Source organism: Pseudomonas fluvialis, assembly GCF_002234375.1.
GTDB classification, from domain to species: Bacteria; Pseudomonadota; Gammaproteobacteria; order Pseudomonadales; family Pseudomonadaceae; genus Aquipseudomonas; species Aquipseudomonas fluvialis.
Genome location: NZ_NMQV01000004.1, coordinates 65,541 through 78,546 on the forward strand (window position 1 = coordinate 65,541; position 13,006 = coordinate 78,546).

General features: G+C 64.2%; 13 protein-coding genes. 5 read left to right on the top strand and 8 right to left on the bottom strand.

The features are described from left to right. Positions 1–12: 12 nt before the first annotated feature. Entirely contained in the window at positions 13–1,209 is a 1,197-nt protein-coding gene (locus tag CFY91_RS03055; protein WP_093984874.1) for a class I SAM-dependent rRNA methyltransferase, read from the bottom strand. Between the two features lie 221 nt (positions 1,210–1,430). Here CFY91_RS03055 and CFY91_RS03060 point away from each other — a divergent pair, with 221 nt between their 5' ends. The 4 genes from CFY91_RS03060 (at position 1,431) to CFY91_RS03075 (ending at position 4,288) form a co-directional block, all read left to right on the top strand. Next, a complete protein-coding gene (locus CFY91_RS03060; RefSeq protein WP_371870514.1) occupies positions 1,431–2,246 on the top strand; it encodes an HDOD domain-containing protein in 816 nt (271 codons plus the stop codon). A 188-nt stretch (positions 2,247–2,434) separates the two neighbouring features. Continuing rightward, positions 2,435–3,247, top strand: a complete 813-nt coding sequence (gene mutM, locus CFY91_RS03065) for a bifunctional DNA-formamidopyrimidine glycosylase/DNA-(apurinic or apyrimidinic site) lyase (RefSeq protein ID WP_093984876.1) — start codon at positions 2,435–2,437, stop codon at positions 3,245–3,247. A gap of 38 nt (positions 3,248–3,285) precedes the next feature. Next, positions 3,286–3,864: a lysophospholipid acyltransferase family protein gene (locus CFY91_RS03070; protein ID WP_093984877.1), complete on the top strand. Its 579-nt coding sequence runs from the start codon at positions 3,286–3,288 to the stop codon at positions 3,862–3,864. Between the two features lie 88 nt (positions 3,865–3,952). Beyond that, complete coding sequence (locus tag CFY91_RS03075; RefSeq protein WP_093984878.1) at positions 3,953–4,288, top strand: multidrug transporter; 336 nt, start codon at positions 3,953–3,955, stop codon at positions 4,286–4,288. Between the two features lie 72 nt (positions 4,289–4,360). Here the strand turns inward: CFY91_RS03075 and CFY91_RS03080 are convergent, their stop codons facing one another. After that, positions 4,361–4,672: a TRL-like family protein gene (locus tag CFY91_RS03080; protein WP_093984879.1), complete on the bottom strand. Its 312-nt coding sequence runs from the start codon at positions 4,670–4,672 to the stop codon at positions 4,361–4,363. Positions 4,673–4,784: 112 nt separating this feature from the next. On the opposite strand from CFY91_RS03080, the gene CFY91_RS03085 reads away from it, so the two are divergent. Continuing rightward, positions 4,785–6,608 carry a Na/Pi cotransporter family protein gene (locus CFY91_RS03085; protein ID WP_093984880.1) on the top strand — a complete coding sequence of 608 codons (1,824 nt, stop codon included), beginning with the start codon at positions 4,785–4,787 and terminating at the stop codon, positions 6,606–6,608. A gap of 6 nt (positions 6,609–6,614) precedes the next feature. On the opposite strand, the gene ggt is transcribed toward CFY91_RS03085, so the two are convergent. The 6 genes from ggt to CFY91_RS03115 form a co-directional block, all read right to left on the bottom strand. Continuing rightward, the gene (gene ggt / locus CFY91_RS03090; protein WP_093984881.1) at positions 6,615–8,264 is read right to left on the bottom strand and encodes a gamma-glutamyltransferase; all 1,650 of its coding nucleotides are present in this window, start codon (positions 8,262–8,264) and stop codon (positions 6,615–6,617) included. A 67-nt stretch (positions 8,265–8,331) separates the two neighbouring features. Further along, on the bottom strand, positions 8,332–8,583 hold the full coding sequence (locus tag CFY91_RS03095) for a YfhL family 4Fe-4S dicluster ferredoxin (RefSeq protein ID WP_093984882.1): 252 nt from the start codon (positions 8,581–8,583) through the stop codon (positions 8,332–8,334). Between the two features lie 111 nt (positions 8,584–8,694). Continuing rightward, the gene (gene coaD / locus CFY91_RS03100) at positions 8,695–9,174 is read right to left on the bottom strand and encodes a pantetheine-phosphate adenylyltransferase (protein WP_093984883.1); all 480 of its coding nucleotides are present in this window, start codon (positions 9,172–9,174) and stop codon (positions 8,695–8,697) included. Between the two features lie 76 nt (positions 9,175–9,250). Beyond that, on the bottom strand, positions 9,251–10,846 hold the full coding sequence (locus CFY91_RS03105; RefSeq protein WP_093984884.1) for a GMC family oxidoreductase: 1,596 nt from the start codon (positions 10,844–10,846) through the stop codon (positions 9,251–9,253). Positions 10,847–10,885: 39 nt separating this feature from the next. Beyond that, positions 10,886–11,428: a twin-arginine translocation pathway signal protein gene (locus CFY91_RS03110; RefSeq protein ID WP_093984885.1), complete on the bottom strand. Its 543-nt coding sequence runs from the start codon at positions 11,426–11,428 to the stop codon at positions 10,886–10,888. A gap of 8 nt (positions 11,429–11,436) precedes the next feature. Further along, positions 11,437–12,867, bottom strand: coding sequence for a coniferyl aldehyde dehydrogenase (locus tag CFY91_RS03115; RefSeq protein ID WP_093984886.1), 1,431 nt, complete (start codon positions 12,865–12,867; stop codon positions 11,437–11,439). Positions 12,868–13,006 lie beyond the last annotated feature (139 nt).

Here is a 13,006-nt window from a genome sequence, read left to right on the forward strand (position 1 = left end):
TTTTCCGCTGCCTCAGCTGTTGGGCAGCAGACGTACGGTCAGGCTCTTGATGTAGCGCGTCTCGACGATGGCCGGATGTACCGGATGATCGGGGCCCTGTGCACCGCGCTCGAGCAGCTGGATGTTGCGATCCAGATGGCGTGCGCTCTGCAGCAGGATGTTCTGCAGATCATCCTCGGGCAGGTGCATGGAGCAACTGGCGCTGACCAGAATGCCGTCCTTGCTGAGCAAGCGCATGGCGGCTTCGTTGAGGCGGCGGTAGGCGGCTTCGCCGTTCTTCAGGTCCTTCTTGCGCTTGATGAAGGCGGGCGGGTCAGCGACCACCACGTCGAAGCGTTCTTCGGCCGCCTTCAGCTCGCGCAGGGCAGCGAACACGTCACCTTCGATGCAGGTGACCTTTTCGGCCACGCCGTTGAGTGTGGCATTGCGCTCCACGCCATCCAGGGCCAGGGCCGAGCCGTCCACGCAGAACACCTCGCTGGCCCCAAAGGCGGCGGCCTGCACGCCCCAGCCGCCGATATAACTGAACAGGTCGAGCACCCGCTTGCCCTTGACGTAGGGGGCCAGGCGCGCACGGTTCATGCGATGGTCGTAGAACCAGCCGGTTTTCTGCCCGCCCAGTACCGGCGCCTCGAAGCGCACGCCGTTTTCTTCCAGGGCGACCCATTCCGGGACGACACCAAAGGCCGTCTCCACATAACGCTGCAGGCCTTCGGCATCCCGCGCGGCCGAGTCGTTCTTGAACAGGATGCCGCGGGGCTTGAGCACCTGCACCAGTGCTTCAATCAGCGCTTCCTTGTGCTGCTCCATGGTCGCGGAAGCCAGTTGTACGACCAGAATGTCATGGAAGCGGTCGATCACCAGGCCGGGCAGCAGGTCCGAGTCACCGTAGACCAACCGATAGCAGGGGCTGTCGAACAGTCGCTCGCGCAGCGACAGGGCGACCTGCAGGCGGTGCACCAGCAGCGACTTGTCCAGGCTATGGCGAATGTCGCGCGACAACAGGCGGGCACAGATCAGGTTGTTGGGGCTCAGGGCGACGATGCCCAGCGGTTTGCCGCTGGATGTTTCCAGGATGGCCTGGTCGCCGGCGGCAAAGGCCGTCAACGGCGTGGCGGCGACATCCACTTCGTTGCTGAACACCCACAGGTGGCCACCGCGCAAACGGCGATCGGCATTGGCTTTGAGGCGCAGGCTGGGCAGGGTCATGGTGGGGCTCCGGAAAAATCAGGCGCGCAGTATACCCGGCGGCGCCAGGCACGGTGCGTGCTGTGCCTGGCTAGGCTGATCGGCTGCGACCGAAGGTCGCCACGCAGGCTGCCCAAACTGTGCTCCGCTTGGCTAAACTGGCAGCATTATTTTGTGGTAGCCCTGCCATGACACCAGAACTCAGCGCCGAACAGATCCAGAAAGTCCTGCAGGGTATCAGCGTGCCGCCCCAGCCGCAGATCATGGTCGACCTGCAGATGGAGCAGGTCATGCCCTATCCTGATCTGAAGGCTATCGCCCGCCTGATCAGCCAGGACCCGGGGTTGTCGGGGGCCTTGTTGAAGATCGTCAATTCACCGCAGTTCGGCCTGTCCAATCGCATTGCATCGATCCAGCAGGCAGTCAATCTGCTGGGTAGTAATTCGGTGATCAACCTGATCAATGCCCAGTCGATCAAGGGTGAACTGACCGATGAAGCCATTGTGGTGCTCAACCGCTTCTGGGACAGCGCCCAGGATGTGGCCATGACCTGCCTTAACCTGGCCAAGAGCATCGGCTACCAGTCGCCTGACGAGGCCTACACCCTGGGGCTGTTCCACAATTGCGGCATTCCTCTGATGATCAAGCGTTTCCCCGGCTACATGGGCATTCTCGAAGAAGCCTACGCCAGCGCGACCAGCGAACAGCGCATCGTCGACACGGAAAACCGCCTGCTCAATACCAATCATGCGGTGGTGGGGTATTTCACGGCGCGTTCCTGGCGCCTGCCGGAGTACCTCTGCGAGGTGATCGCCAATCACCATAATGCGTTGTCGATGTTTTCCGATGACAGCGAACGCAACGCCAAGCAGAAGACCCTGCTGGCCATTCTCAAGATGGCTGAGAACATCTGTGCGACCTACCGGGTGCTGGGTGCCCAGGACGAAGATCGCGAGTGGCAGAGTGTCAGTACCCTGGTGCTGGAGTACGTCGGTTTTTCCGAGTACGACTATGACAATCTCAAGGAAAGCATTCGCGACCTTGCCCTGTCCCGTTAAAGGCCGTTGAAAAAAACGTAGGCGAGGCAGGCAAGACAAGGCGAAAACGGCCGAAAAGCACAGTTTACGTGGTGTAAATGAGCATTTTGAGGCCGTTTCAACGCGGTATTGCCAACGCAGGTAGTTTTTCATCGGCCTGTTAACGCTTCGCCTGCCTGAGTTGCCCGTGGGCGCGGGCTGGAGTGGTCATGCCTGAATTACCTGAAGTCGAAACTACCCGTCGCGGTATCGAACCCCATCTGCTGGGCCAGCGTGTCAGCCGTGTCCTGCTGCGTGAGCGGCGCCTGCGCTGGCCGATACCCGAAGACCTGGATGTCCGCCTTTCCGGTCAGCGCATCGAGGCGGTCGAGCGTCGCGCCAAGTACCTGCTGATCAAGGCCGAAAGCGGCACGCTGATTGCCCATCTGGGCATGTCCGGCAGTTTGCGTCTGGTGCCGCTGGGCACGCCGGCGGCCAGGCACGAGCATGTCGATATCGAGCTGGAATCGGGCCTGGCGCTGCGCTACACCGACCCACGGCGTTTCGGTGCCCTGCTCTGGAGTCAGGAGCCGCTGGCCCATGAGTTGTTGGCCAGGCTGGGGCCTGAGCCACTGGGCGGCAGCTTCGACGGTGAGCGCCTGTATGAGCTGTCGCGCGGGCGCAGCCTGGCGGTCAAACCCTTCATCATGGATAACGCGGTGGTGGTTGGCGTCGGTAATATTTACGCCAGCGAGGCCTTGTTTGCCGCCGGCATCGATCCACGCCGCGAGGCGGGGAGTATTTCACGGGCTCGCTATCTGCGCCTGGGCGAGGAGATCAAACGGATCCTCGCCTATGCCATCGAGCGCGGGGGGACCACCCTGCGTGACTTTGTCGGCGGCGATGGCCAGCCAGGCTATTTCCAGCAGGAGCTGTTCGTCTACGGCCGGGGCGGGGAGTTTTGCAAGACTTGCGGCAGCACCCTGCGAGAGGTCAAGCTCGGCCAGCGGGCCAGCGTCTACTGCCCGCGCTGCCAGCGCTGAGGCCTGTGCAGCGGACACAACAAGAATAAGAGGTCTGCATGTCCGGTAATTTCCTACCGCCCAATCCCCTGGCCGAGTGGCTGGGCCGTACCCTGCTGCGCCTGATGGGCTGGCGCATGGAAGGCGAATTGCCCAAGCTCGACAAGTTTGTGGTAATTGGTGCCCACCATACGTCCAATTGGGACTTCGTGCTGTTCATTGCCCTGAAGTTCATGCTGCGCCTGAATGCCCGCTGGTTCGGCAAGCACAGCATCTTTCGCTGGCCGTTTGCCGGATTGCTGCGCCGCTGGGGAGGCATCGCCATCCAGCGCGACAGTGCGCACAACGTGGTCGACCAGGCGATCCGCAATTTCCGCGAGCATGAGCAGTTCATCCTCGTGCTGTCGCCGGAAGGTACCCGGCGCAAGGTGCAGCGCTGGCGCATGGGCTTCTACCACATCGCACGGGGTGCGGGCGTGCCTGTCGTGCTGGGGGCGCTGGACTATGCCAACCGGCGTTTGGTTATCGGTCCGACCTTCTGGCCGACCGGGGATGCCGAGGCCGACCTGCGCGAGATCCTGCAGTTTTATCGGGGCTATGTGCCGAAGAAGCCGGAAAATGCCTTTTATGGCGAATAGCCGGCGATTGAAGCCCGTCACGCTGATTTTTTCACCAGCGCTGTTATAGTTAAGCCACTCTTCATAAAACCGCTGAAGGATCGCAAGCATGAACCTGTTTCGTAGCACTGCCGCTGCCCTGGCCCTGACTACCGCGGCCATGGCGCTGCCCCTGCAGGCCTGGGCCGGTCAGGATGGCACCGACCCGATGTATAACGTCGAGGCACCGCGCGCCTTTTCCATGGTGGGTGACCTGGTGGTAGCACGCCCGCTGCTGATTGGCGCTACCCTGGTGGGCACGGCAGCCTTCCTGGTCAGCTTGCCGTTTACTGCGCTGGGCGGCAATGTCGGTGAGGCTGCCGACGCTCTGGTGGTCGAGCCGGGTCGAGAAGCTTTTGTGCGCTGCCTGGGTTGCAGCAGTACGCAACAGCAGCAGATGCGTTAAACCTTCTGCAAGCCGATTTTCAGCACATAGCAAAAGGCCGCTCAATGAGCGGCCTTTTGCTATGTGGAAGCTTTATTGACCTTTGACTACCGTGCAGAAGCTCGAGTAGAGGAACAGCACGCTGGTGCCGTGACCATCGACGCTGCTCACGGTACTGATATTGCCGGATTTCTTGGCCGCCTCGATGGATGCATCGCCGGCGGCAATCAGTCCCAGTAGGTTGTATGCACAGCTTTTGCCTTGCTTGCTGGCTTCGGCGCTGTTGCTGACGGCTACTGGCCCGCTGACATTGGTGAACAGCGCATTGCCAACCGGGGAGCTGGTAACGGCGCAGCCACTCAGGGTTGCCACGCTGGCGGCCAGGAAAAGTGCTTGCAGTTTCATGGTACTTCCTTACATGCATTAAAAATAACGCCAGCCTCCTGGCTGGCTATAAAAGGTTACCATGCAAAGACATCTGCCAGCCTTGCGCTGCCGTAGTCTCTAAAGGCTAAACATGCTGCGAATCGCTCCTTTGCTATTGCTGTGCCTGCTGATGGCGATCAGCTTTTTCTACAGCCATGCCTGGCTCTTGTTGTGTGCCGGGCTGGCCTTGTTTCTGTTTGGCATGCAGTGCCTGGAGGACGGCTTGCGTTTGCTGGCCGGAGGCAAGCTGGAGCAATGGCTGGCGCGCAGTACGCAGACGCCGCTGAAGAGCCTGTTCTTCGGGATTGGCGCGACCATGCTGCTGCAGTCCAGCACGCTGGTTTCGCTGCTGACCATCGCCTTTATTTCGACCGGATTGATTGGTCTGGCGGGCGGCATTGCCATCCTCTTCGGCGCCAACCTGGGCACCACCAGTGGCATCTGGCTGCTGGCGCTGGCCGGGCAGAATGTCAGCCTGTCGGCGCTGGCCTTGCCCTTGCTGGTATTCGGTGTGCTGGCTGGCTTTAGCGGTGAGCGTGGCAAGGCGCTGGGGCGTGTACTGCTTGGCGTGGGATTCCTGTTCCTGGGTATCGAGGAGATCAAGCAGGGATTTTCCGGTCTGACCGAGGGCTTCGATCCACTGCGCTGGCATGTGCCGGGACTGCTCGGCGTCTTGTTGTATTGCCTGGTGGGTTTGCTGCTCACCGTCGTTCTGCAGTCCAGCCATGCTTCGCTGATGTTGACCCTGGCGGCGCTGGCCGCTGGCCAGCTGAGCTTGGAGCAGGGTTTGGCGATTGCCATCGGTTCCAACGTCGGTACCACGGTCACGGCCGTGCTCGCGGCACTGGGAGGGAGTCGTGCCGGGCAGCGTCTGGCCCTGGTGCATGTATTGTTCAACCTGGGTACCGCGCTGCTGGCGCTGGCCTTGCTGCGGCCGCTGGCCTGGCTGGTGCAATGGCTGACCACCTGGTTGGGTCTGGGCGCCAATCCATTGATCGAGCTGGCGATGTTCCATAGCCTGTTCAATGGCATGGGGGTGCTGTTGTTCTGGCCCTGGCAGGCCCGTCTGGCGGGCCTGCTGGAACGGCTGCTGCCTGAAGTGGCCGAGCCGGCGGTGCTGATCACCGAGCTGCATCCGGCTCGTGAGCAGCTTACCCACGCACGCTACCTTGATGATACGGTGCTGGCCTCGGCGGAAACGGCGGCCCAGGCCGTCGCTCAGGAGTTGCAGCACATGGCGCGACTGAGTTTCGAGGTGATCTGCCATGCGCTGTACCTGCCGGTTGCACAGCTGCGCAGCGAGCATGTGGATGAGCAAATCCTCCAGGGGCGAAGTGATACCCGCGGCCTGGATGCCGAACAGCTGTATCGCCGTCATGTGAAAGGCGTGCATGCCGAGCTGCTGGACTTCATGAGTCGGCTGGATGTGCCGCTGGACAGCCAGCATCAGCGGTTTTGGACGGCCTGCCAGGTAGCCGCCCTGCAGTTGGTGGATGCGGTCAAGGATGCCAAGCACCTGCAGAAGAACCTGGCGCATTATCTGGAACAGGGGCCAACGGTACCGCGCCAGGCCTATCTCGACCTGCGTCGGCATCTCTTGCTGGTGCTGCGTGAACTGCGTCAGTTGGGTATGAGCGAATTGCCTGATGCGCAGTGGGAAGAACAGCTGCAGCAGCTCGATGAGCGTGCTGCTGATTTCGACATGGCGTTCCGCCAGCGATTATTCGTCGAAGTGCGCGAGCGACATCTGAGCGGTTTGCAGGCCAGCTCGCTGATGAACGACTTGGGCTACGCCAGTCGTATCACGCAGAGCCTGCGCAATGTCCTGCTGCTTGCCCAGGGCGACGACAGCAAGCTGTTGCGTGGCCTGCGCAGCCTGCTGGCCGAAGAAGGGCCGCTGATCGCGCTGGACTGAGCGCTGCTACTGCGCCAGTCCGCGGCCGCGCGGGTCGCTGGCGCCTTCGGTACGTCCGCTGGCTTTGTCCCAGAGCAGCACCTGCTGGTTGCCATAGCTGCGCGGCAACGGCTTGAGCTGATGCCCCAGTCGCTGCAGGGCGTCGCGCTCGGTGGAGCTGAAGGCGTTGGCCTCATGCTCGATGTGGTCCGGCAGGAACTGGTGGTGATAGCGCGGGGTGGCTGGCCACTGGCTGACCGGCTTGCCCTCCAGATAGTCGAGGATGGCCAGCAGCACCATGCTGGGAATGCGACTGCCGCCCGGCGTGCCGAAGACGGCCAGCTGCGCCGGGCTGTCGATGAAGGTCGGACTCATCGACGACAGTGGCCGCTTGCCCGCGGCGACCGCATTGGCCTGGCTGCCGGCCAGACCATAGGCATTCCGGCCGCCCGGATCGGCGGCGAAGTCATCCATTTCGTTATTCAGCAGTACGCCGGTACCGGGCGCGGTGAAGGCTGCGCCGAACGGCAGGTTGATTGACAGCGTGGCGGCTACCGCGTTGCCCTGGGCATCGATCAGGCTGAAATGCGTCGTATGGTCGCCTTCCCGCCAGGCCGGCGCGGCGGGCAGTTCGGCGCTGGGCGTGGCGCGGCCTGGCTGGATGTCGTTGGCCAGGCGCTGCAGGTAGTCGCTGGCGAGGAGTTGCGCCAGCGGATTGTCGACGAAGTCCGGATCGCCGAGCAGTGCCCGATCGCGGTAGGCGCGGCGCAGGCTCTCTACCACCAGATGAATGCGTGCCGCGCCTTGGCTGGCCTGCCAGTTGCGCTGTTGCAGCATGCTCAGGCTTTGCGCCAGGGCGACACCGCCGGCGGAGGGGGGCGGGGCGCTGATCAGTTCACGGCCTTCGCCCAGCGCAAAGCGCAGCGGCGGGCGCTCGACCACCCGGTAGTCGCGCAAATCCTCGGCCTGCCAGATGCCGCCAGCAGCCTGCACGGCCTGTAGCAGGCGTTGTGCGGTCGTGCCCTGGTAGAAGCCGGCATGCCCCTCGGCGGCCAGGCGCTCCAGGGTCTCGGCCAGCTCGGCCTGGCGTAGTACGCTGTGCTCGCGCGGTAGTTGCCCCTGGTCGAGGAACAGCCGTGCGCTTTCCGCATCGGCCTGCAAGGCCGCCAGGCGAAAGGTCGCCCGTTCGATATACAGCGGGTCGATGACCACGCCATTGCGGGCCAGGCGAATGGCCGGTGCCAGGCTGTCCTGCAGGGGCAGTTGGCCGTAGCGTTCGGCCAGGTGCACCAGCGCGGCGGGCAGGCCGGGAATGGCGGCGGCCAGCGCACCATCCAGGGAGAGTTGCGCCACTACCCGCCCATCGCGCTGATAGAGCGCCGCGTGCGCCGCGGCGGGTGCCCGTTCGCGGGCATCGATGAAGCGGAAACTGTCGTTTGTCCCGGCCAGGCGCAGCAGGAAGAAACCACCCCCGCCCAACCCGGAGCCGTACGGCTCGGCCACGGCCAGCGCGGCACTCACCGCGACAGCGGCATCGAAGGCATTGCCGCCGGCGGCCAGGGTTTCCAGGCCAGCCACGGTGGCCGCCGGATGGGCGCTGGCCACGCGAGGCTCGACCGTCTGCGCCAGAGCCGGCAGGTGGAACAGGATGAGCAGCAGGCAGGCGCTCAGGCGCATGGCGAAATCCCCGGCAGTCGATGAACTGCCGGGCAGTGTAACGCAGACGGTGGCGAGAGGGCCGGCGTCAGGCCTTGCCGGTGATGATCAGGTATTTCTGCATCAGCTCGTCCTTGCTCTCGACGTTGTTGGGGTCGAGGGGGATGCAGTCAACCGGGCAGACCTGCTGGCATTGCGGCTCGTCGTAGTGGCCTACGCACTCGGTACACAGGTTGGGGTCGATCTCGTAGATCTCCTCACCCTGGGAAATGGCGCCGTTGGGGCACTCGGGTTCGCAAACATCGCAGTTGATGCAGTCGTCGGTGATGATCAGGGACATGGTCGGCTCCTGTGGCCCCGCCTGGACGGCGGCGGGGGCTGGTTCAGGGCGGCGATTGTGCCGCAATCGCCGTCATCCTGCACCCGTTGGGCGCAGAGGTGTTGCCGTGGATCAGGGTTTCAGGCGTTCGGCCAGCGCCGCGGCGACGGCAGGATGCACGAACTTGCTGATATCGCCACCCAGCGCGGCAATTTCCCGGACCAGCGTGGAGGATATGAAGGAGTACTTTTCCGAGGGGGTGAGGAACAGACTTTCCACATCCGGGGCCAGCTGTCGGTTCATGTTGGCCAGCTGGAACTCGTATTCGAAGTCCGACACGGCACGCAGGCCGCGCAGCAGGACATTGGCTTCCTGCTCCTTGACGAAATGCGCGAGCAGGCTGGAGAAGCCGACGACCCGCACATTCGGCAGGTGGGCGGTGACCGCGCGGGCCAGTTCGACGCGTTGTTCGAGGGGGAACAACGGGTTCTTCTTGGGGCTGGCGGCGACGGCGATCACCACTTCGTCGAAAATCCGCGCGGCGCGCTCGACCAGGTCGCCATGGCCTTTGGTGATGGGGTCGAAGGTGCCTGGATACAACACTCGGTTCATCGCGGCTTCCTGGCTGTGCTTAAGGGAAGCGGATGGTAGCGCAGCGCCTGGCGTACAGCCAACCGCCGCGCACACCTCAGGCGCCGCGCAGGCGCTCGGCCAGGGCGCTGGCCAGCTTGGCGCACAGCGCGTAGATGGACAGCTGCGGGTTGGCACCGATGCTGGTGGGGAACAGCGAACCATCGTGGATCGACAGGTTTTCCAGCTGGTGGTGGCGGCCGAGGCTGTCGCACACGCCCAGGCGTGGGTCTTCGCTCATCGCGCAACCGCCCATCACGTGGGCGCTGCCCAGCTTGGTGCGGTACAGCGCCAGGTCGAGGCGGTCGATCAGTTCGCGGGCGGCAGGCAGGTTGTCGACGTAGTCGGCATCCGCGTGCAGCGGCAATACGGCCTTGGCACCGGCGGCAAACTGGATTTCCGCCATGCGGTGATAGGCGCGGCGGATGCCGTCCCAGGTGTAGTCGGTCAGCGGGTAGTCGAGCACCGGACTGCCATCACTGCGCAATTTGACCGTGCCTTCGGCGCTGTCGGGGTGAAAGCCGTCGCGCATCAGCGCCAGCATCACATGGGTGCGCGGCAGGTCGGCCATGCGTGCCGCGTTGTCGCGGCCATGCCGGCCGAGCAGCGAGGCGGCCAATGCCGGTTGCAGCGGCGGCACTTCCAGTTTGTAGGACATGCGTCCGCTGACCCCGTCGTCCCACTGGAAGTGATCCGAGTAGATCGACTGCGGCGCGCCGTAGAAGGGGTTGATCAGCTCGTCGAAGCGCGCGGCCGAGAAATTCACCAGATGCAGGAAGGTACGTTTGCCGAGGCGCTGGTGCGGATCGGGTGCCGCTGAGCGCAGCAGCAGGCCCGGGCTGTTGATACCGCCGCCGGCCAGGATGTAGTGGCGTGCACGTACTTCGATGCGCCGGCCATTGGGCGCCACGCAACGCGCATCCATGCCCAGGCAGTGCAGGGCTTCGATGCGCCCGTCGCGCAGGCTGAAACGCTCCGCACGGGCCAGGTAGAGCAGCTCGCCGCCGGCTTCCAGGGTGGCCGGGATGCTGGTGACCAGCATCGATTGCTTGGCATTCACCGGGCAGCCCAGCCCGCAGTAACCGAGGTTCCAGCAGCCGCGCACGTTGCGCGGAATCACCTGCCAGCTATAGCCCAGCGCTTCGCAGCCGCGGCGCAGGGCGTCATTGTTGGCATTCGGCGGCAGGGCCCAGGGCGCGACGCCGAGGCGCTGCTCAAGTCGCTCGAACCAGGTGGCCATGCTCGCGCTGTCGTGTCCGGCCACTGCGTACTGCTCTGCCCAGTGTTGCAGGGTGGCGGCGGGTGTGCGGAAGCTGGAAGTCCAGTTGATCAGCGTGGTGCCGCCCACCGCACGGCCCTGCATGATGGTGATGGCGCCATCCTCGCTGAGCCGGCCCATGCCTTCCTGGTACAGCTCGGCATAGGCGGTGGGCTCCTGCAGCTTGAAGTCACGGCTGGTGCGCAGTGGGCCTTCCTCGATAAGCAGCACCTTGAAGCCGGCGGCACTGAGAATTTCCGCGCTGGTGGCGCCGCCTGCGCCGCTGCCGATGATGGCAATGTCGGCTTCCAGGCGCAGATCTTCCGCCAGCTGCGAGCCATCGTAGGTTTTCCAGCCGCGGGCCAGGCCTTCGGCAAACAGATCGGGTACGGACATCGCGGACTCTCGCGCAGGGTGGTCAGGTTGAGGGGCGGTTCAGATCTGCGGCGGGCCGGGGTAGCCGCAATGGCCCCAGGCCTCGGCTTGCCCGTACCAGGCCAGCATCACCAGTTGCAGCAGGGCGGCATGGCCCATCTGCAGCAGGTCCAGCGAGCTGTTCTGCCAGCGCTGCAGGAAGGCCTGCATGTCGCCGGCAGTGGCCTGTTCCCAGCCACCCCACACGCCGGTCAGCGGGCCACGGCTCAGCGGCAGGGCCAGGGCGTCGAAGAGCTGCACGGTGAGCTTGCGCATGGCCGGCGAGAAGGCGGCCAGGTTGTAGTCGATGCCGTCCAGGGTCTGCTCGACGGCGGCGGGCATGCGTCCGCTGCTCACGGCGCCATCCAGCAATACCGGGATCAGCGCGCGCAGGAAGGCCAGATCGCCCTCGCGCAGGACCTGAAAGCCCCGTGCCGGAGTGCTTGGCGAGCAGCCGCTGAGGCTGGCGCCCAGCCCGGCACCGGCCAGCAGCAGGCTGCCGAACAGCCCGGTCTTGAGCAGGCCGCGGCGTGACAGCGGGGCAGCATGAGGTGAGTGGGACATGGCAGCCCTCAGCGTACGAACAGGCGGTAGATCAGCTTCTGGATAGCCTTGCCGTAAGGCGGATAGATGAAGCGCGCGGCATTGAAGCGCTGCTTGATGAACACTCCCTTGGCCTTGCTGAAGGTCAGGAAACCTTCGTGGCCGTGGTAGTGGCCCATGCCGGAGGGGCCGATGCCACCGAACGGCAGGTCATCCTGAGCCACATGCAGCAGGGTATCGTTGATGCACACGCCGCCGGAGTGCGTATGGCTGAGTACGTACTGCTGCTCGGCCTTGTTGTAGCCGAAGTAGTAGAGCGCCAGCGGGCGGTCGCGCTGGTTGATGTAGGTCAGCGCCTGATCGAGCTGGTCGTAGGGCAGTACCGGCAGAATCGGTCCGAAGATTTCCTCCTGCATCAGCTGCATGTCGTCAGTCACGTCCAGCACCAGGGTGTGCGCCAGGCGGCGCTCCTGGCTGTGTTCGTAGAGCGGCACGACGCGAGCCCCCTTGTCCGCGGCGTCGCGCAGGTAGCCCTGTAGGCGACCTAGTTGGCGGCTGTTGATGATCGCGGTGTAGTCGGGGTTGTCCGCCAGGCGCGGCAGGAAGCGCAGCACGACCTGGCGATAGGCGTCGACGAACTCTTCCAGACGGGCGCGTGGTACCAGCACATAGTCGGGAGCCACGCAGGTCTGCCCGGCGTTGAGGGTCTTGCCGAAGGCAATGCGTTCGGCGGCATCGTGCATCGGTACGTCGGCACTGATGATCGCCGGCGATTTACCGCCCAGCTCCAGGGTCACCGGGGTGAGGTTTTCGGCGGCGGCGCGCATCACATGCCGGCCGATGCTGGTGGCGCCGGTGAATAGCAGGTGGTCGAAGGGCAGGCGGGAGAAGGCCACCCCGACATCCGCCTCACCGAGGGCGACATACACCAGGTCTTCGGGAAACACCCGGGCCAGCAGGTCACGGAGCAGTTGCGAGGTGGCCGGGGTGGACTCGCTCATCTTGATCATCACCCGGTTGCCGGCGGCCAGCGCACCGACCAGCGGGCCGATGGCCAGGTACAGCGGATAGTTCCACGGCACGATCACCCCGACCACGCCCAGCGGCTGGTACAGCACCCGTGCGCTGGCCGGCTGGAAGGCCAGGCCGACCTGACGGCGCGAGGGCTTCATCCACTTGCCGAGACGGCGACTGGCGTAATGGATGCCGTGCAGCGAAGGCATGATCTCGGCCAGCAGGGTTTCATCGGCGGAGCGGTTGCTGAAATCCGCGCTGATGGCGTCGATCAGGGCCTGCTGTTCACTGCGCAGCAGCTCAAGCAGGGCCTTCAGCCATTGCCGGCGCTGTTCCAGGGAAGGCAGCGGGTTGCCGGCAAAGGCGCTGCGCTGGCGCTGGAAGGCGGCCTGCAGCTGGTCAATCTGCTGCTGGCTGTGATGCAGATGGGCAATGTCGGCAACCATGGCTGTCTCCGTGGGCAGGCGGTGGGTTGCGGAAAACTCTAGAGTAATTACTCTATTCGGTCAAATGCTCGTCAGAGTGTTGTCCGGCTCGCGCAGGGTGTACCTTTGCCGCCCATGTCCGCCGTGTTCAGGCGGAACC

Bases quoted from the DNA above. Each gene is read 5' to 3' on its own strand.
- CFY91_RS03075 (WP_093984878.1), top strand. From the start codon at position 3,953: ATGAACCTGTTTCGTAGCACTGCCGCTGCCCTGGCCCTGACTACCGCG.
- CFY91_RS03055 (WP_093984874.1), bottom strand. From the start codon at position 1,209: ATGACCCTGCCCAGCCTGCGCCTCAAAGCCAATGCCGATCGCCGTTTG.
- CFY91_RS03115 (WP_093984886.1), bottom strand. From the start codon at position 12,867: ATGGTTGCCGACATTGCCCATCTGCATCACAGCCAGCAGCAGATTGAC.
- mutM (WP_093984876.1), top strand. From the start codon at position 2,435: ATGCCTGAATTACCTGAAGTCGAAACTACCCGTCGCGGTATCGAACCC.
- CFY91_RS03105 (WP_093984884.1), bottom strand. From the start codon at position 10,846: ATGTCCGTACCCGATCTGTTTGCCGAAGGCCTGGCCCGCGGCTGGAAA.
- CFY91_RS03085 (WP_093984880.1), top strand. From the start codon at position 4,785: ATGCTGCGAATCGCTCCTTTGCTATTGCTGTGCCTGCTGATGGCGATC.
- ggt (WP_093984881.1), bottom strand. From the start codon at position 8,264: ATGCGCCTGAGCGCCTGCCTGCTGCTCATCCTGTTCCACCTGCCGGCT.
- CFY91_RS03095 (WP_093984882.1), bottom strand. From the start codon at position 8,583: ATGTCCCTGATCATCACCGACGACTGCATCAACTGCGATGTTTGCGAA.
- CFY91_RS03080 (WP_093984879.1), bottom strand. From the start codon at position 4,672: ATGAAACTGCAAGCACTTTTCCTGGCCGCCAGCGTGGCAACCCTGAGT.
- CFY91_RS03070 (WP_093984877.1), top strand. From the start codon at position 3,286: ATGTCCGGTAATTTCCTACCGCCCAATCCCCTGGCCGAGTGGCTGGGC.
- CFY91_RS03110 (WP_093984885.1), bottom strand. From the start codon at position 11,428: ATGTCCCACTCACCTCATGCTGCCCCGCTGTCACGCCGCGGCCTGCTC.
- coaD (WP_093984883.1), bottom strand. From the start codon at position 9,174: ATGAACCGAGTGTTGTATCCAGGCACCTTCGACCCCATCACCAAAGGC.